The organism is Micromonospora sp. C28SCA-DRY-2 (assembly GCF_030519475.1).
GTDB lineage: Bacteria > Actinomycetota > Actinomycetes > Mycobacteriales > Micromonosporaceae > Micromonospora.
On sequence record NZ_JAUMKD010000002.1, the window covers coordinates 181,523 to 198,211 of the forward strand.

General features: G+C 71.4%; 17 protein-coding genes. 5 read left to right on the plus strand and 12 right to left on the minus strand.

Features of this window, described 5'->3' with window-relative positions; translation table 11 throughout:
* Positions 1 to 242: 242 nt before the first annotated feature.
* Entirely contained in the window at positions 243 to 1,037 is a 795-nt protein-coding gene (locus Q3W71_RS09270) for a class I SAM-dependent methyltransferase (RefSeq protein ID WP_302918911.1), read from the minus strand.
* Positions 1,038 to 1,201: 164 nt separating this feature from the next.
* On the opposite strand from Q3W71_RS09270, the gene Q3W71_RS09275 reads away from it, so the two are divergent.
* A complete protein-coding gene (locus Q3W71_RS09275; RefSeq protein ID WP_302918912.1) occupies positions 1,202 to 1,894 on the plus strand; it encodes a hypothetical protein in 693 nt (230 codons plus the stop codon).
* On the opposite strand, the gene Q3W71_RS09280 is transcribed toward Q3W71_RS09275, so the two are convergent.
* On the minus strand, positions 1,802 to 2,809 hold the full coding sequence (locus Q3W71_RS09280) for a LysR family transcriptional regulator (RefSeq protein WP_302918913.1): 1,008 nt from the start codon (positions 2,807 to 2,809) through the stop codon (positions 1,802 to 1,804). The two genes, Q3W71_RS09275 and Q3W71_RS09280, sit on opposite strands and share 93 nt — an antisense overlap.
* A gap of 73 nt (positions 2,810 to 2,882) precedes the next feature.
* Between Q3W71_RS09280 and Q3W71_RS09285 the strand changes: the two genes are divergently transcribed.
* Positions 2,883 to 3,905: a DMT family transporter gene (locus tag Q3W71_RS09285; protein WP_302918914.1), complete on the plus strand. Its 1,023-nt coding sequence runs from the start codon at positions 2,883 to 2,885 to the stop codon at positions 3,903 to 3,905.
* Positions 3,906 to 3,958: 53 nt separating this feature from the next.
* On the opposite strand, the gene Q3W71_RS09290 is transcribed toward Q3W71_RS09285, so the two are convergent.
* From Q3W71_RS09290 to Q3W71_RS09305, 4 genes are all read right to left on the minus strand, one after another.
* Positions 3,959 to 4,288, minus strand: coding sequence for a protein-tyrosine phosphatase family protein (locus tag Q3W71_RS09290; RefSeq protein ID WP_368050430.1), 330 nt, complete (start codon positions 4,286 to 4,288; stop codon positions 3,959 to 3,961).
* Between the two features lie 188 nt (positions 4,289 to 4,476).
* Positions 4,477 to 6,738 (minus strand): MMPL family transporter, encoded by a 2,262-nt coding sequence (locus Q3W71_RS09295; RefSeq protein ID WP_302918916.1) that lies wholly within the window; start codon positions 6,736 to 6,738, stop codon positions 4,477 to 4,479.
* Between the two features lie 435 nt (positions 6,739 to 7,173).
* The gene (locus Q3W71_RS09300) at positions 7,174 to 8,289 is read right to left on the minus strand and encodes a MerR family transcriptional regulator (protein WP_302918917.1); all 1,116 of its coding nucleotides are present in this window, start codon (positions 8,287 to 8,289) and stop codon (positions 7,174 to 7,176) included.
* A 93-nt stretch (positions 8,290 to 8,382) separates the two neighbouring features.
* The gene (locus Q3W71_RS09305) at positions 8,383 to 9,186 is read right to left on the minus strand and encodes a helix-turn-helix domain-containing protein (RefSeq protein WP_302918918.1); all 804 of its coding nucleotides are present in this window, start codon (positions 9,184 to 9,186) and stop codon (positions 8,383 to 8,385) included.
* Positions 9,187 to 9,301: 115 nt separating this feature from the next.
* Between Q3W71_RS09305 and Q3W71_RS09310 the strand changes: the two genes are divergently transcribed.
* The gene (locus Q3W71_RS09310) at positions 9,302 to 9,724 is read left to right on the plus strand and encodes a hypothetical protein (protein ID WP_302918919.1); all 423 of its coding nucleotides are present in this window, start codon (positions 9,302 to 9,304) and stop codon (positions 9,722 to 9,724) included.
* A gap of 183 nt (positions 9,725 to 9,907) precedes the next feature.
* On the opposite strand, the gene Q3W71_RS09315 is transcribed toward Q3W71_RS09310, so the two are convergent.
* A complete protein-coding gene (locus Q3W71_RS09315; RefSeq protein WP_302918920.1) occupies positions 9,908 to 10,864 on the minus strand; it encodes a sulfotransferase in 957 nt (318 codons plus the stop codon).
* 153 nt (positions 10,865 to 11,017) lie between these two features.
* Positions 11,018 to 11,938, minus strand: a complete 921-nt coding sequence (locus tag Q3W71_RS09320; RefSeq protein ID WP_302918921.1) for a phosphotransferase — start codon at positions 11,936 to 11,938, stop codon at positions 11,018 to 11,020.
* 202 nt (positions 11,939 to 12,140) lie between these two features.
* Here Q3W71_RS09320 and Q3W71_RS09325 point away from each other — a divergent pair, with 202 nt between their 5' ends.
* Entirely contained in the window at positions 12,141 to 12,704 is a 564-nt protein-coding gene (locus Q3W71_RS09325) for a dihydrofolate reductase family protein (RefSeq protein WP_302918922.1), read from the plus strand.
* A 155-nt stretch (positions 12,705 to 12,859) separates the two neighbouring features.
* Here the strand turns inward: Q3W71_RS09325 and Q3W71_RS09330 are convergent, their stop codons facing one another.
* From Q3W71_RS09330 to Q3W71_RS09345, 4 genes are all read right to left on the minus strand, one after another.
* Positions 12,860 to 13,441, minus strand: coding sequence for a dihydrofolate reductase family protein (locus Q3W71_RS09330; protein ID WP_302918923.1), 582 nt, complete (start codon positions 13,439 to 13,441; stop codon positions 12,860 to 12,862).
* Positions 13,442 to 13,507: 66 nt separating this feature from the next.
* The gene (locus Q3W71_RS09335) at positions 13,508 to 14,347 is read right to left on the minus strand and encodes a helix-turn-helix domain-containing protein (RefSeq protein ID WP_302918924.1); all 840 of its coding nucleotides are present in this window, start codon (positions 14,345 to 14,347) and stop codon (positions 13,508 to 13,510) included.
* A 10-nt stretch (positions 14,348 to 14,357) separates the two neighbouring features.
* Positions 14,358 to 15,308: an aminoglycoside phosphotransferase family protein gene (locus Q3W71_RS09340; protein ID WP_302919642.1), complete on the minus strand. Its 951-nt coding sequence runs from the start codon at positions 15,306 to 15,308 to the stop codon at positions 14,358 to 14,360.
* A 332-nt stretch (positions 15,309 to 15,640) separates the two neighbouring features.
* The gene (locus tag Q3W71_RS09345) at positions 15,641 to 15,952 is read right to left on the minus strand and encodes a hypothetical protein (protein ID WP_302918925.1); all 312 of its coding nucleotides are present in this window, start codon (positions 15,950 to 15,952) and stop codon (positions 15,641 to 15,643) included.
* Positions 15,953 to 16,179: 227 nt separating this feature from the next.
* Here Q3W71_RS09345 and Q3W71_RS09350 point away from each other — a divergent pair, with 227 nt between their 5' ends.
* Positions 16,180 to 16,593, plus strand: a complete 414-nt coding sequence (locus Q3W71_RS09350) for a contact-dependent growth inhibition system immunity protein (protein ID WP_302918926.1) — start codon at positions 16,180 to 16,182, stop codon at positions 16,591 to 16,593.
* The last annotated feature ends 96 nt before the right edge of the window (positions 16,594 to 16,689 follow it).

The following is a 16,689-nucleotide window of genomic DNA, read 5'->3' on the forward strand; positions in this document are numbered from 1 at the left end:
GCCGGAGGTCGCGACGTCGGTGTCGGCGGGAGGGCACCGGCCCGGGCGCCCGGGCGGTGCTGGCGGGGTCGGTGGCGACGCTGCTGTCCCCACCGGGCCGGAGGAATGGGATGTGGCCCGCCATCCGCACGCCTCTCACCTGCTACAACAGTGCTGCGCGAGGGGCACCGGCGTCCTGTCAGCTATCGGACACCCGGCCGATCCGTCCGGTCTCCCGCCCGCCGGCCGGGACGGCCCGAGGATCAGCCGGCGGCGCTGCCCCGCACGGCCCAGGCCCGGGCGGTGAGCCGGATCGACCCGTCCGGCTCGGTCGGCACCCGGGCCGCCAGTTCCTCGCGCAGCGCGGCGCGGTGCCGCTCGGGCTGCGCCATCAGGTAGGCCGGAGCCGCGCCCTGACCGCCGAGGAACGGCGCCCAGTACGCGTCGAAGTCGGCGAACACGGTCGGCACCTCGACCGGCCGGACCGACACCGCCGTCAGCCCGGCCTCCGTCCACAGCGTCCGCAGCGGCTCCGGGGCGCAGACCGGGAACCGGCGGGCCTCGTCCAGTTCGGCCAGCGCCGGGTCGAGCCGGATCGCCGCCTCCCAGAAGTGCCGCATCATCGCCATGCCCTCGGCGTAGTCCCAGACGTACGCGGCGGCCACGCCGCCCGGCCGGAGCACCCGGGCGAACTCGGCCGCGGCGCGCGCCGGGTCCGGCACGAAGTTGAGCGCCAGCCCGCTGACCACCACGTCGACGCTGCGGTCCGGCAACGGCAGCGCCCGGGCGTCGCCGACCTGGAAGGCCGCCCGCCGGTCGTCCACCAGCGACCGGGCGTGGCTGACGAACCCGTGGGAGGCGTCGACGCCGACGACCTGCCCCGGCGCCGCCCGCGCGAGGACCGTCGAGGTCAGTGCGCCGGTGCCGCAACCCACGTCGAGCCAGCGCCGGCCGGGTGGCACGGCCAGCCAGCGGACGAACTCCTCGGCGACCCGGCGGCTCCACCGGCCCACGTACGCCTCGTATGCCTGGCCGTCGGCCCAGACCTCGCGCGCCATGCCGGCACCATACGCCCCCTCCGCCGTTACGCGCCCCGGCCGCCGCCTGCGGCTGCGGGCGGACGGCGGCGAGCGGCGGGCGCGGGCGGGCAGCGGCGGGCGGCGCGGCTTCGTAGCATCGTCGGGTGGCTGTGTCGCCGTCGCGCCCCGCGACCCCTCGGCTCGTGCCCGACGAGGATTTCGCCGGCTGCACCGCCGGCCAGTTCCTGGCGGTGGCGAAGGCCCTCACGATGATCCTGACCCTGCCGCAGTCGGCCGCCGCGCAGGTCGACGCGCTCGTGGTCCCCACCGGGCAGGGCGAGGACTGGCGGCTCACCCACGCCATTCGGCACTGGGAGGCCAACCCCCGGGTCCGCCACCTCCTGGTCGCGAACGGCAACCCGGCGGAACAGACGTACGTCGAGCTCACCCTTGACCACCTGCGCGGCCTCGGCCTCCGTCGCACCGACGGGGTCCACCTCCAGGCCGAGCCGGCCCCCAACACCGGCCTGCAGGCCGCGTGGATCGTCGACCGGGTCCGGGGGTACGGCATCACCAGCCTGGCGCTCGTCGTCTCCCCGTACCACCTGGCCCGCGTCTACCTCACGGTCCTCGAGGCCCTCACCGGCGGCGGGCTTCGCCTCCCGCTGATTCCGCTGCCGGTGGCCGTGCCCCCGGACCGGCCCGTCCCGGAGACCGGGGCGACCGGCTACGACCTGGTGCCGGGTGAGGTCCGACGCATCCTCGCCTACACCGACGAGGGGTGGGTGGCCACCCCCGAGGAACTACGGCAGTACCTGCGGTGGCTGTGGACCGAGCACCCGACCCTCCTCGGCGCAGCCCTTGGATCGGCGTCCGGGCGTCGGCTCGGGCCCTGATCGTTCGAGCTGGCGGGCCTGGTCGGTCACGGCGGCCAGCAGGGCGGTCAGGGCCGGAGCCGGCGGACTGTCCCGGGTGACCACGACCAGGCGGCGGCCGAGGGTGGCTTCGGCGACGTCGCGGACGGCCAGCGCGGGGTCGTCGGCCGGCAGGGTCAGCAGGGGCATCAACGCGACGGCCACCGCGACGCGGACGAGTTCGAGTTGTACGTCGGCGTCGCTGGAGCGGTGCCGCAGGTCGGGCTCGTACCCGCCGAGGGAGCGGCAGGTCCCGACCACCATGGCGTGATGGCCGGTCCCCTCGTCGGAGGCGGCCCAGACCTCGGATCGCAGCATGGCGATCGGGACCGGTCCGCCAGACCTGGCCAGCGGGTGGGTCGCGGGGAGGACCACCTTCAGCGGCTCCTCGTGCAGGACCGCGAAGCGCAGCCCGGCGGGCCGGGGCCGGGGATGACCGTCGTACTCGTCGCCGATCATCAGGTCGACCGCGCCCAGCCGCAGGCCCGGTAGTGCCTGCTCCAGTTCGAGCTCGGAGATCTCCGCGCGGACCTGCGGGTGCTCGACCGTCAACCGGGCGACGGCCGGCACCAGCAGGCGGCGAGCGGCAGACTGCAGGCCGCCGGCCCGCACGGTGCCCCGCACCTCACCGCTCAACGCGGCCAGGTCGGCCTCCGCCGCCTCGGCCGCCGACAACAGCACCCGCGCGTGCCGGGCCAAGAGCTGCCCGGCGTCGGTCAGCCGCACGCCCCGCCCGGCCTTCTCGAACAACCGGGTGCCGACCTCCCGTTCCAGGAGAGCTAGCTGCTGGGACACCGCGGAGGGGCTGTAGCCGAGCGCCCCGGCGACCGCGGCCAGGGTGCCCCGCTCCTCGAACTCCCGAAGGAAGCGGAGGCGGCGAAGATCCAGCGCGACCATGCAGAAATGCTAACGAGTCGGCTCCACGTATCGTCACTAGACCTGATGAATCGGGTAGCCGATGCTGAATCGCATGGGTGCGGCTCTGTGTCTTCTCTCCGCGGCGTGCTTCGGCGCCATGGCGATCTTCGGAAAGCTCGCCTACCAGGCGGGCGTATCGCCCGGGACGTTGCTCCTGGTGCGCTTCAGCCTGGCCGCCGCGCTGCTGGGGATGGTCCTGCTCGCCCGCCAGGACCTACGGCGAGAAGCACCGGGACCACCCGGCGAGCCGGCCGACCGCCCAGCGGCCGCACGCCGCCGGCTGCTGGCCACCGCCGTCGGCCTGGGCGCCGTCGGGTACGCCACGCAGGCCAGTCTGTTCTTCTCGGCCCTGCAGCTGATGGACGCGTCGCTGTTGTCCCTGATCCTCTACACCTACCCCGTCCTGGTCACCGTGGCGGCGGTGCTGCTGGGCCGGGACCGACTGACACCCGGGCGCGGAGGACCAGCAGCGGTGAGGCGCCGAGGAAGAACACCGCGAGTCCCGCGCGCCGCCCTGGTGGCCGCGTCCTGCGGAACGCTGCTCGTCCTCCTCGGCGCCGGCGGCGTGAGCTTCCATCCCCGCGGGGCGCTGCTGGCCTTCGGTGCCGCGATCACCTACACCGGCTACATCCTGGTCGCCGACACCGTCGTGCACCGGCTGCCGCCGGTGGTGCTGTCCGCGCTGGTGATGGCCGGCGCCGCCGGCACCCTCGGTGCGCGTGCGCTGCTCACCGGCGGGGTCGACCTCGACTTCAGGATGCCCGGATGGTTCTGGCTGGCCTGCATCGCCGTCGTCTCCACCGTCCTGGCGATGCTCACGTTCTTCGCCGGTCTGAAGCGGACCGGCCCGTCGACCGCCGCCATCCTGTCCACCTTCGAACCGGTGGTCACCACCGGACTGGCCGCGCTGACCCTCGGCGAATCCCTGAGCGCTGTCCAACTCGTCGGCGGGGTGCTGGTGCTGTCGTCGGTCGCGGTCCTGCAGGTCCGACCGGCTCGGAACCAGGATCGGGACGCCGCTGGCCCAAGCGCGCCCGTACAGCTCGCGGGCCAGCCGTGGCGGGTTCGCCGGTAGCCAGGCGAGTCTGCCTGGCTACCGGCTGGCCCCCGCGCAAGCCGGGGTCGCACCTATCGGAAGCGGGTGACGAAACGGCGTTGCCAGGGGGTCTCGACGGCACCGGCGGCGTAGTGCTGCCGGACATAGGCGACCGCCTGGTCGTTGGGCACCCCGTCGAGCACCGCGAGGCAGGCGAGGGCCGTGCCGGTGCGTCCCCTCCCACCGCCACAGGCGATCTCTACGCGTTCGTCTCCGGCGCGAGCCCAGGCCTCGCGCAACGCGTCGGCGGTCGCCGCGCGGTCGGACGGCAGCCGGAAGTCGGGCCAGCGCAGCCACCGGTGCTCCCATGCCACCGGGGCTGGCTCGCGGCCGAGGAGGTAGAGCGCGAAGGTGGGTTGCACGCCCGGCGGCAGCGGGCGCCGGAGCGCACGGCCGCGGACAAGTCGGCCGGAGGGCAGTCGGAGCACACCCGGCGCGGTGGGGTCCCAGGAAGTGGTCATCTGTGGTCAGGGCCGCCGCGCCCGTGCGGGCGGGCGGGGGGCCCGTCCTCCTTCCGGTTCGGTGGGCAGGTTTGCGGTCGGCGGTCGAGCTACCGGTCACCGGCAAGGGTGGCGACCGGCGCATCGGCGGCGCTGTCCCGCCGGGTGACATCGGTGTGGCGGCCGGCGAGGAAGCGCGGGGCCCACCAGTTCGCCTCGCCGAGCAGTCGCATGAGGGACGGCAGGACAACCGCGCGGATGATGGTGGCGTCGATCAGGATCGCGGCGGCGAGCCCCACGCCGAGTTGTTTGAACTCGACGATGGACAGGGTGGCGAAGATGCAGAAGACGGCCACCATGATGATCGCGGCGCTGCTGACCGTCGACGCTGACGAGACGATGCCCTGCTCGATCGCCCGCCGGGTCGGTACGCCGCGCTGGACCGCCTCGCGGATGCGGCTCACCACGAACACGTGGTAGTCCATCGAGAGCCCGAAGAGGATGACGAACAGCATCAGCGGCAGCCAGGACACGACAGCGCCGTTGGAGGTGAACCCGAGCAGGTCTTCCGCCCAGGTGTGCTGGAACACCAGCACCAGCAGTCCGTACGAGGCGGCCACGGAGATCGTGTTGAGCAGGATCGACACCAACGCCACCACCACCGATCGGAACGTGGCGAGCATGACCAGGAACGTCATGCCGAACACGAACGCGACGACCGGTGGCAGCGCCGCCGCCGTGCGGTCCCGGAAGTCGGCATCGCTCGCGGTACGGCCAGCCACCGCCCACTCCGTGTCCGGGACCGTGCCGACCGTGGCCGGCAGCAGTTCGCCGCGCAGCCGGCGCAGCGACTGCGTCGCCTCGCTGCTGTCGCTGGCGCCCGCCACGCGGATGGTGGCCAGGAAGACGGTGCCGTCGGCGGACCTGCGCACGGTCGGGGGGCGGTCCTGGGCGAACCGGCCGTCCCCCTTGATCCGCTCGGCAAGATCGGCGAGTTTCCGCTCCACCTCCGGTCCGCCGGTGACGCCGGTACGGACCGCGACCAGATGGCTGGTGCCCAGCTCGTTGCTCGGAAACACCTGCGCCAGGCGGTCGTAGGTGCCCAGGATCGGGATCGAGCGGGGCAGGTCGGTGGTGGTCGGCCGCTTGAGGTTCATGTCCAGCGCCGGCACGGCGAGGAGCACCAGCGCCCCGGCGGAGAGCACGAACGTCACCAGCGGCGCGCGCAGCGCCGGGCGCAGGACCGCCGACCAGAACCGGCTACGCTCCGCCCGCTGGATCCGCCGGCCGAGGAAGGGCACCCGCGGCCGGTCCACCCAACGCCCGAGGACGACCAGGATCGCCGGCAGGACGGTCAGCGAGCCGACCACCGCCACCCCGACGACCAGGATCGAGCCGGTCGCCATCGAGCTGAACGTGTTGTCGCCGACCAGGAACAGGCTGGCCATGGCGACCATGACGGCGACGCCGGAGACCAGCACCGCGTGCCCCGAGGTGGCGGCTGCGATCTCGACCGCGCTGCGATGGTCCCGCCCGCGAGCGCGTTCCTCCCGCTCGCGGCGAAGGTAGAACAGCGAGTAGTCGACCCCGACGGCCATGCCGATCAGCAGGATGATGCTGCTGACCAGTTCACCGGCCGGGAAGGTGTGCGAGGCGAACTGGGCCAGCCCCATGGCACCCGCGACGGCCGACAACGCCAGCACCACGGGCACCCCGGCGGCGATCAACGCGCCGAAGCTGAACAGCAGGATCACCAGTGCGACCGGCACGCTGATCAGCTCGGCCTTGACGAAATCCGCCGCCAGCGTCTCGGTCAGCGCCTTCGCCAGGGACGCCGATCCCACCTGTTCCACCCGCAGGTCGGGATGCCGCTGCTGCGCCTGCCTGGTGGCCTCCAGCAGCGGTCCGACCCGCGCGTCGGCGTCGTTCGCCGAACCGGTCAGCTCGACCTCGACCAGCACCGCGTCGCGACCCGGCGAGGTGACCGGGTCAGCCACCGTCGCCACCTCGGGCAGCGCGCGCATCCGCGCCGACAGGTCGGCCGCCACACCCTGCGCACGCTGGAAATCGAGATCCCCGGTTCGGGCCGTGATCAGGACGCTCTCCGCCGCCGGGGCCTCCGGGAAGGCGCCGGCCTGCTCGATGCGGTCCGCGCGGGCCAGTTCCCCGTGCAGGCTGTCCTGCGTGGTGGCCTCCACCGTACCGACCAGGCTGCCACCGACCACGCTGGCGAGCACGAAACACAACCAGGCGGTGATCGCGAGCCACGGATGGTTGGCGCTCCACCGGCCGGCCCGCGTGGTGAACGGCGCCCGGGCAGCCTGCCGCCGGCGACGCCCGGTCGGGGCGGGGTCCACCACACCCGGCGTCATCGGCCCTGCTCCGACCGGGGTGCGGTGCAGTGAACGGTGCCGGGTGCACGGGCCGGGATCGGATTCCGCGTCGCGACGGCCAGGCCGGCGGCGGGGGCACCGAGCCGCTCCGTCAGATCGGTCGCCAACCCGACCGGACCGCCCGGGGGCGGATCAGGCTCCCGGGCCAACCGGCCGACGTGCATCGGTAGCTGCCACAAACGGATCATGCCGAAGACGCTATGAACCCCCCGCGGCCCGGACCATGGGGTCCACCGCCGACCTCAGCAGGCCGACCTCAACCACCGGGGTGCGGAAAACCGCACCCCGCCGAACGCCCGAAGCGACTGTCGTGTCCCGACCGGTTGGCGTCGTGGTCGCCGAGAACCGGGACCGGCTGGTGACGTCGCCGCGGCGGTAGCTGATGTTCCTGGCGGCGCTCTCACGCCCGGTGGTTCAGGCCACGAGCAGGCGGAGACCGAGTTCCGCCGCGTCGAGGGCGAGCAGGTCGCGGTTGCGTTCGGCCCACCGGCCCGAGGAGAGGTCTTCGCGCAGCGTCCTGACCGCACGCTGCTCGGCCTGCGGCCCGACCCTGGTCCAAACCGAGACCGCGCGGCGTACGTGTTCGTCCAGGTACGCCTCGGGCCGGCGCCAGTGCGCCTCGAAGAAGCCGTCAGCGCAGTCCCACGGGACGAGCACCGGCTCCGCGCGCCCTCCGATCGCGCGGGTCAGGTCGGCCAGGGACGGCCAGCCGACGAGGAGGTCTGCGAACTCGGGCAGGTAGTCGCGGGTGAGCCAGAACCGCTGACGCCAGCCGGTGTCGTCGGCGTCGTACGTGAACACCACCACGCGGCGGGCCACCCGCCGCATCTCACGCAGCCCGGCGACCGGGTCCGGCCAGTGGTGGACGGTGCTGACCGCCATCGCGGCGTCGAAGGACTGGTCCTCGAACGGCAGGTTCTCCGCGGCGGCGGCCACGCACGGCGCCGCGCCCACGGGACGCTGCGCCCGCATGACCGCCGACGGTTCCACCGCCGTGACGTCCCGGTCGGGTGGTTCGTAGGAGCCGGTGCCTGCCCCGACGTTCAGCACGGTGCGTGCGTCCCCCAGCGCATCCCAGATGCGCTCGGCGATCCGTGGCTCGGTCCGCCGCGTCGCCGGGTAGGCGGATCCGATGGCGTCGTACAGTTGCGCGCCGAACATTCTCAGTTGCTCCTCCGGGGTCGTCCTGATTCCCATCGCCCGCGCCTCCAGCTCCCTGTCGATGGCCGTCACCATGGCGGCAGCGCGGTCGCGCTGGTCCATCAGCAGGCCGCGCAGCCGGCACAGGTGCGCGACCGCGTCGGTGGCCGGGTCGTCGACCAGATCCGCGATCTCCCGCAGGCCGAAGCCGAGCCGCCGGTAGGCGAGCACCTCCCGGAGCCGCTCCACGTCGCCGGCGGAGTAGGCCCGGTGCCCGGCCGCGGTCCGCGTGGACGGCGCCAGGAGGCCGATCTCGTCGTAGTGGTGCAGTGTGCGGACGCTGACGCCGGCCAACTTCGCCACACGCCCCACTGTCAGGTGCTCCTCCACGCCACCGACTATGTGGCATGACGCCGCGTGAGGAGCAAGCGCTTGGCCGCCGGCATGACCGGATCTCCGGTCAGCGGCATGAACGGGTGGTGTTCACCCCGTGACGAGTTCGGTCAGTGCGGCGCTGGTCGCTTCGTCGGCCGGTAGGAATGCTTCGAGTCGCAGTTCGGCGACGGTGACGTCGGTGGCGGTACCGAAGTGGGTGAGTGTGGTGATGAGCCGGAGTTCCCGGTTGTCCGGCTCGCTCGTGCGCAGTTGTAGCGGCACCGCGAAGCCGAGGTGGTGCGGCGCGAGGTGGCGTGGACGCGGCGGTGCCAGGTCGGCGAGTTCGGCGGCGAGGTGGCGGAGCCGGTCGCTCGGGTTGCGCAGGCTCTCGGCCTCGACGCGGGTGATGATGTGCCATGCCCACTCGTCGAGGTTGACGATGCGCGGCGCGAGACCTCGTGGATGCAGCAGGATCCTGGGCACGCTCGCCGGTGGGGCGAGCAGGTCCGGGTCGACTCCCCGGGTGATCGTGTGGAACCCGGCGTTGGCCGAGATGAGGTCGCCGTGCCGATCGACGATCACCGCCGGATACGGCAGGTGCCCCTGAAGGACGCGCTCGAGGGCCGTCCGGATCGGCGCCAACTGGGGGTCGTCCAGGTCGGTCTGTGGGTACGCGGGGGCGAAACCCGCGGCGAGGAGCAGTTCGTTGCGTTCGCGGATCGGCACCTCCAGCGACTCGGCCAGCCGGATGATCATCGACCGGCCAGGGGTCGAGCGTCCGCTCTCGATGAAGCTGACGTGCCGTTGGGTGGTGCCCGCACGCACCGCCAGTTCGAGTTGGCTGATGCGTCGGCGGGTGCGCCACGTGCGCAGCCCCGCCGCGAGTCCACCGCTCGCCGATTCGGTGATCATGCCTCCTGTATACGGGGGGCAGCGCCGTCGGACGATTCCCTGCGGGGAATTGTGGCGGCGCGCCGGCCGCAGCACAGTCGTGGTCGCAACGATCATCCACGACCGAAGGATCATCATGGCTGACATCGACCTGAAGGACCTCACGGACCGCTACGTCGCCGTGTGGAATGAACCCGACCCGGAACGACGCCGCACCGCCATTGCCGCACTCTGGTCGCCCGACGCTGTCCACGTCCTACAACCCCCTCAGGAGATGCGACAGACCGCGGAGGGGCTGGGGTTCGAACGCCTGACTCTGGAGGCGCGCGGGCATGACGCGCTGGAACTGCGGGTGAGGCGCGCCTATGAACGGTTCGTCGCTCCGGGCACCTTCGTGTTCCGGTCCCACGGCGACGCCGACCGGCTCCACGACGTGGTCAAGTTCCGGTGGGAGATGGTGCCTCGGGCCGGCGGCGACGCGGCCGGTGGCGGGCTGGAGATCCTCATCCTCGGTGCGGACGGTCGCATCGGCAACGACTACCAGTTCATCGAGGGCTGACCACGATGACGGCGGTGCTGCCCCGTCCCGATCGTGACGCCGTTCGTCCGGGTCGTCGGTAAGCGCTGAGCGGCGGTCGTACGCGGTGGGCGGCGGGACCCGAACGCCGCGACCGAGGGGCCGTGAGATCACGAGGCCGGCTGCGGCGCGACACGGCGTCGTCACGGTGGCGAGCCGGAGCGGTCACTCATATCCCATGGCTGGGATGACCGTGCCGAGGGCTGCTTCGATGAACTCGCGGGTCTCGCCGTCGAATTGGTCGCTGCGGTGCGTCAGCTTGTGCGACTGGAACGTCGACGGGGTGGCGAAGTCGTCGACGTCGAGCCGTTCGAACAGGGCGCGGCGCTGCCCGGGCCAGTCGGCCGCGAGGTCTTCTGCTTTCACCTCGACGTATCGCCTGCCCGTCAGGTCGGCCGCGTTCTTCCAGGTGAGCCATCGGTGGTAGACCGGCTTGAGGTAGGCGAGGGCGCCGTCGACGGTGGGCGGGGCCCACGGCTGGGCCAGGTGGGATGCGAGCACCGCGACCGGGTGACGCTTGATGTGCACGATGGTCGCCTCGGGGACCAGTTCCCAGAGGAAGTCCATGCACAGCAGGTTGAACGGTGTCTTCTCGCACCAGGTCGGCTTGCCCGCGTCGGCGGCTGCTCCGCCGAACATGGTGTCGATCAGGCCCCGCAGGATTCCGAGCAGTTCGCCCCGGTCGCTGAAGTACCTGGGAAGTACCCGCCGGCGGCTCAGCGGCTCGAACGGCCCGGCCGGCCGGTCGGCGTTCCCGAAGCCTTCCGCGGGCGCGGGTTCGTCGTATGCGCACGCGATCAACCGCGGCCAGAGCTGCTGCACCGCGTCCCGGTAGCGCCGCTCGCCGACCAGCTCGGGAACGGTCTTGCCGCGATCGTCGCGCCGGCCGGGTACTCGTACGGTGAGGAAGTCGCTCAGCCGGTGCAGGGCGTCCTCACCGACCGTGGGGTCGTATCGATCGGTGAGCGCGTCGGCCAGATCCCGCAGGCCACCCGGGTCGACGAGAAACTTCGTCTCCATCGGAATCCGATGGATCAGTGGATGTTCGCCGATGATGTCGGCGATCCGCGACGTTCCCGAACGGCCCGTACCCGCTACGAAGATCGGTGAGGGGGAAGGCATGCCGAGCAGCCAAACCCTCGGCCCGGCGCCCGTGCAAGCCATTTATCCCCGTCACCGGCTGCTCCGGGCCCGCCCGCCCCCCGCGCCGTGCCTGCCCGACGGCCGCCTCCACCAAGCGAGCGACGCACGATAGAACCCGCCGATGTGGTTGATTTACGCATTGGCCCGGCGGAGGCGTTCGGCTGCCTGCGCCCGCAGCGCATCGGCGCCCGCCGGGGTGCCACCGCACAGTGCCAGCTCCCGTGCGTTGTACGCAGCCATCCACAAGCTGGCCGCCCAGGCGATCTCCAGCTCCTCGGCCGTGAACAGGCGCCGCCGAACGTCCTGATAAGCCACCAGGAACGCCTCGGAGCTGTCGATCGGCGCCAGCGTGGGCGGTCCGGCACTGGCGAACGACCCGCCCGCCGCTCCCACGAGCGCCGCCTCCGGCTGCCACGCCAGGCTGTCCCAGTCGTGCACCGCCCACACCTGCCGACCCCGCCACCGCAGGTTCTGCGCCTCGAAGTCGGCGTGGCCGAGCACGCACGGCAAGCCGGCGGCCAGCAGCCGCTCCCGGGCCCGCTCGGCCGTCTCGACGATGTGCTCGGACACCACACTCTGGTCCCGGCTGTCGAGGAGGTCGATGGCCGGCCACACCCCGGGATCGGTGTGGTCCCAGCGCACCCAGGGCGGATTCGGCAGCGGCGGCGCGACGGGCACACCGGCAAGTTCGGCCATCAGCCGGGCGAACACCTCCGCGCAGCGCAGAGCGATGTCCGGGGAGTCCCCGTGCAACACCTCGCCTCCGGGCCGGAATTCCTCGGCGTGCACGGCCAGTTCACCGACACCGACCACCGGTGTGAGCGGCCGGGCACACGGAAACCCGCGCTCGGCCAGCCGGGCCTGCGCCGCGACGCACGACGAGGCCCGGCCGCCGTCGGCGCGCGCCTTGACCACGACGTCCCGGCCACCGACCAACCGCAGACCGAACACCATCGAGACCTGTCGCGACTGGAACAGCACGCCGGCGGGATCGCCGCCCAGTTGGTCGAGACACCAAGCCGGCAACCAGTCCGGCAGCTCGTCCAACGACACACTCAGGACTGTGCCATAGTCACCCAACGCACCGGCGAGATCGTCTGCTGGACGAGCACCAACCTGATCCGCTCTCGGTTTCGCCACCGTTCGCGCCGCGCCATATTCGTCGGCGATTAGGCCGTACGGGAGATTGTCCAGCCACCGTCCTCCGCTCGACTGGTCTAGTCTTCCGAGACCGGCTGACGGAAGGCATCGCGCGATGCGGAAACTGGTCTACGGCATGAACCTGTCCTTGGACGGCTACATTTCCGCGCCCGGCGACGACCTCGGCTGGAGCGAGCCGAACGATGAGCTTTTCCAGTGGTGGCTCGATCAAGAGCGGGTGATCAGCCTGTTCCTGTACGGGCGCCGACTGTGGGAGACCATGAGCGCCTACTGGCCGACCGGCGACCAGCAGCCGGGTGCCACCCCGGCGCAGATCGAGTTCGCGCGGAACTGGCGGGACACGCCGAAGGTGGTGTTCTCCTCGACGATCGACCAGGTCGACTGGAACGCTCGCCTGGTTTCCGGCGACGCGGTCGCCGAGATCACCCGGCGCAAGGCCGAGGACGGCGGGCCGATGAGGGTCGGTGGCGCAACGCTCGCCGGGGCGGTCATGCGGGCCGGGCTGATCGACGAGTACGAGATCGTGACCCATCCGGTCCTCGTGGGCGGCGGCAAACCGTTCTTCAGTGCGCTGGACGGCTGGGTGGACCTGAACCTGGTGGAGACGCGGACCTTCCCCGGCGGCGTGATCCTGACCAGGTACGAGACGAAGCGCTGAGCGCGATTCCTTCCCGAGGGGCCTGTCCGCGGGAGCGGCGGCATGCCCCGGAGCTCGGCCGCACCCTGAGCAAGCGACCGCGCGGTGAACCAGCCGCAGGCGAGGTGCTGGGGCGGGTCGGCGTCGGCCGCCCGACCCGGGACAGCCCGGATCGGTCAACGGCGCACCCGATAGCGCAGGTGAAGCACCCGGTTGCCCTGAATCACCACGTCGGGATCCTCCAACAGGTGCTGCGCGTGGACCGACCCGAAGTAGCGCTTGCCGGAGCCGAACACGACGGGTACGACGTCCATACGCACCTCGTCGACCAGGCCCGCGGCAAGCACCTGGCCGCCGACGTCGCCAGCGGCGACCTCGACCACGCGGTCACCCGCGAGCTCCTGCGCCGTGGCCACGGCTGCCTCGACGCCGTCGACGAAGTGGAACGGCGCCTCGGGATCCCAGCCCTCGGGCTGCGGCCGGTGCGACACGACGACCACGTGGTCGATCCCGCCCGGAGGCTTCCCGTCCCAGCCGTCCGTCATGTCGAAGACGTGGCGGCCGACGATCGTGACTCCGATCTGGTCCCAGTACGGCCGGGTGTAGTCGTAGGACGTCTGCGACACCTTCAGCTCGCCGCTCGAGTCCAACGGGACGTCACCACTGGACAACCAGTCGAACAGCGGTCCGGGCTGGTCGTTCTCGTCCGCGATGAAGCCGTCCACCGACACCGAGCCGTACATGATCACTGTGCCCATGGGGCGCTCCTCTGCTCTGGGATGCCCCCATATTGGCGTGTCGTGAGCTGTCGCTCTTGTAAGAAATCAATCGGCCGGCAGCGGCCAGCTGTCCAGCACGTGGTCGGGATGCTCGCGCAGGAACCGCCGCCGGACTTCGACGTACCGGGTCGGCGTGAGCCCGGTGAACGCCCGGAACTCGTGGCCGAAGTGGGCCTGGTCGAAGTAGCCCGCGCGACCGGCGAGATCGCCCCAGTCGATCGGTCCGGCGGGGTTGATCGAGAACACGATGGCGGTGAAGCGGTGGGTGCGGGCCAGCCGCTTCGGCGTGACGCCGATGAGCTCCTTGAACCGCTGTGCCAGATGAGTGCTGCTGACACCGGCTGCCACCGTCAGGTCGCCGATCGCCACCGCCCCGCCGGTCGCCGCGATGACGCGGCTCGTGTGGCGGACCAGTCCCAGGCCGGCGGTCTCGCCCAGCCGTCGGGTCAGCTCCTCCTCGAGCAGCGTGAGCATCTCGTGCGGCCCGTGCGCCGTGGCCAGCCGGTCTCGCAGCTCAGCAGTGGCGGGCCGGCCCCAAACCTGCTCTACCGTCACCGGCCGGTCACACAACTCGGCCGCGGGCATCGGCAGGAACGGCGCCAGCCCCCACGGCTTGAAGTGCACGCCGACGGACCGGGTCCGGAGCGGGTAGCCGAACTCCAACGCGCGGGTGGGCATGGTGACCACGCAGCCGTCGGCGTACTCGGCCGGCTCGATGTCGGTGCCGGCGCGGATGCGGAACGGGGCCCCGAGGTTGACGATGAGCAGCGCCGCCGGCATCGGCGGCAGCGTCAGCCGGGCGTACGGCGGCGCACCCTCCAGGTAGTAGAGGTCGTCGATCAGCCCGTCCAGCGGCGGTCGCGGCACTCTGGACACGTACTCCACGTCCACATAATCACTGTCCCGGGCGAGGCTTGGTGACAGCGCTGGCCGCGTATTCGGAGAAGATTTCACCGAGGACGCGTTGCGCGTTCGCGAACTCTGCTGCGTCCTCGGGATCTTGGGAGGTGGAGGAGCAGGTGGCGAGGGTTTTCCAGAGGGCCCAGCCACGTCCGCGCGCCCAGGTCGCATCATCCACCGACAGTTGTTCGCGGAACACCTGCCGGCCGTCTGCGGTCAGCAACGTCCAGGCGATCGCCAGATCGCAGGCCGGGTCACCGACGCCGCAGGTCCCGAAGTCGATGACGGCCGCCAACCGGCCGTCAGCAAGGAGCAGGTTCCCCTGGGCGAGGTCTCCATGGAACCAGCGGTCGACACCGTCCCAGCAGGCGTCGAGTGCCCCCGCCCAGATCTCGCGCACCAGTTCGGCGTCGACGTGGTCGGTCAACTCGGCGAGCGCACGCTCGACCTCCTTGTCGTAGGTGCGCAGGGTGCCGCCCCGGAACCAGTTGTGGACACCCGGCTGCGGGCCGCCAGTGGCGTCGACGCTCCGCAAGGCCGCCAGGAACTCGGCCAGGTCGATCGCGAATCGCACCGGGTCCGCGATGCGGTCCATGGTCGCCGGCTCGCCGTCGAGCCACCGGTAGATCGACCACGGATAGGGATAGCCCGCATCCGGCTCGCCTTTCGCCAGCGGGGCGGGGATGGGCAGTGGCAGCCGAGCGGCGAGGGCCGGGAGCCACCGATGTTCCTTGTCGACCGCCAAGGCGTACTCGGCAGCGCTGGGCAGCCGCACCAGCATCTCGGGGCCGAGGTGGAAGGTCCAGTTGTCCCAGCCGCCGTTGGCTACCGGCTCGATCGGGAGGTCGGCCAGGTGCGGGAACTGGTCGGCGATGAGCCGATGCACCTGTTCCGCGTCGACGGTGATGCGCTGCGGCAGGGGACCGAGATCAGGAACGTCACTCACCGAGCCGTCCTCGTCTGGCGTGGAAGTTGAGCGTGATGTGGTGCGCGAGCGAGAGCAGCCGCCCGGACCGAGGGCGTCGGTGCGGACCTTCACGCGGTCCGGCCGGGTCGTCGGCAGCATGGTTGGGCAGGAAAACGGTTGGTGGGGCGGGCGGGACTCGAACCCGCGACCGAGGATTATGAGATCAAAGTGCCCGCCCTGCCTATCTGGGGGAATAGGGGCCCAGCAGCCAAAACACCTTCCGACACCTCACACCGCTCCCCCAGCCTCCGTCACCCTCTTGCGGACTGCGGACTGCCCGTCTGTGGGGCAAACTGCTCCACCGCTGCAGGCTACAGAGGCTCGCCGGCCAACTGCCCTTGCAACTCCTCGAAGAGCATTGAACGCAGGCGGTCGAGCTGCCGCTGCTCAGGCAGGACCGCACCGTCTCGCTGCAGGACAATGTCCTGGAAGCCGCCCATCCCTTGTCGGTAGAGGCCGAGGATGTCCCGCACTACCCGCTGCCGGCCGTCGCGGTCTGCGCCCGCCTCGACCAGCCGCCGGCCGAATCTCGCCAAGGCGCTGCTCCACTCGGGCTCATCGACCCGCAGCACATGAGCGACCTCTAGTAGGAGGTCGTGCAGCCTATCCGTGTTGTCCTCCACGGCAGCAGCTTCCCATGGCCGCTCAATGGCGGGACGCGCCCCTGCCTTGATCAAGACTGACGTCGGCCGGCGTACGTCGGTCCTGCTGACCTGCGCAAGTCGTCGACCGGTGTAGCCCTCCCCCGGCCCGTGTCGGCCGAGTTGGCTGTACTGATAGCTGTACAGCCAGGCGGCCCGCCAGCCTTCCGGGCAGCCCAGCATCGCGGGTGCCGACTAGCCTGACCGCCGTGACGACGATCGAGCAGCTTGAACGGAACGTTTGGCCGGACCCCGGCCCGGACGCCACGTCTCTGGTGAGGCGTTGCACGACGCTACGACGCAAGCCGTTGGCTGAGTTCACGGTCGAAGACCTGCGCATCATGCTCGGGCAACAGATTGGCGTGCCTGCTCTGCTGCCTCTCGCGGTACAAGTCCTGCTCCGCGATCCGTTGGCCGAGGGCCACTACTACCCGGGTGACCTGCTCACCAACGTGCTGCGGCTACCGGACTCGGCGTGGTCGAGCCTACGAGCGGAACGGAAGCGGCTGCAGTCTGTTCTGGCTGAGCTCGTTGCCGGTCCCCCGTTCTCCGACCCTGACCTAAAGCCTCGCGACCCGGACCGGCGTCTTGGCGACGCCATCGTGCGGTTTCTTGATCGATGAGAGCGATCTCCTCGTGGGGCAGTCGTAGCCCGTCCAGCTTCCGGGGAGGGTGACCAGGTGGAGCGTCTACCGGACGAACGACCTGGTCGCCCTCCC

Bases quoted from the DNA above. Each gene is read 5' to 3' on its own strand.
- Q3W71_RS09270 (WP_302918911.1), bottom strand. From the start codon at position 1,037: ATGGCGCGCGAGGTCTGGGCCGACGGCCAGGCATACGAGGCGTACGTG.
- Q3W71_RS09280 (WP_302918913.1), bottom strand. From the start codon at position 2,809: ATGGTCGCGCTGGATCTTCGCCGCCTCCGCTTCCTTCGGGAGTTCGAG.
- Q3W71_RS09285 (WP_302918914.1), top strand. From the start codon at position 2,883: ATGGGTGCGGCTCTGTGTCTTCTCTCCGCGGCGTGCTTCGGCGCCATG.
- Q3W71_RS09295 (WP_302918916.1), bottom strand. From the start codon at position 6,738: ATGACGCCGGGTGTGGTGGACCCCGCCCCGACCGGGCGTCGCCGGCGG.
- Q3W71_RS09305 (WP_302918918.1), bottom strand. From the start codon at position 9,186: ATGATCACCGAATCGGCGAGCGGTGGACTCGCGGCGGGGCTGCGCACG.
- Q3W71_RS09310 (WP_302918919.1), top strand. From the start codon at position 9,302: ATGGCTGACATCGACCTGAAGGACCTCACGGACCGCTACGTCGCCGTG.
- Q3W71_RS09315 (WP_302918920.1), bottom strand. From the start codon at position 10,864: ATGCCTTCCCCCTCACCGATCTTCGTAGCGGGTACGGGCCGTTCGGGA.
- Q3W71_RS09325 (WP_302918922.1), top strand. From the start codon at position 12,141: ATGCGGAAACTGGTCTACGGCATGAACCTGTCCTTGGACGGCTACATT.
- Q3W71_RS09330 (WP_302918923.1), bottom strand. From the start codon at position 13,441: ATGGGCACAGTGATCATGTACGGCTCGGTGTCGGTGGACGGCTTCATC.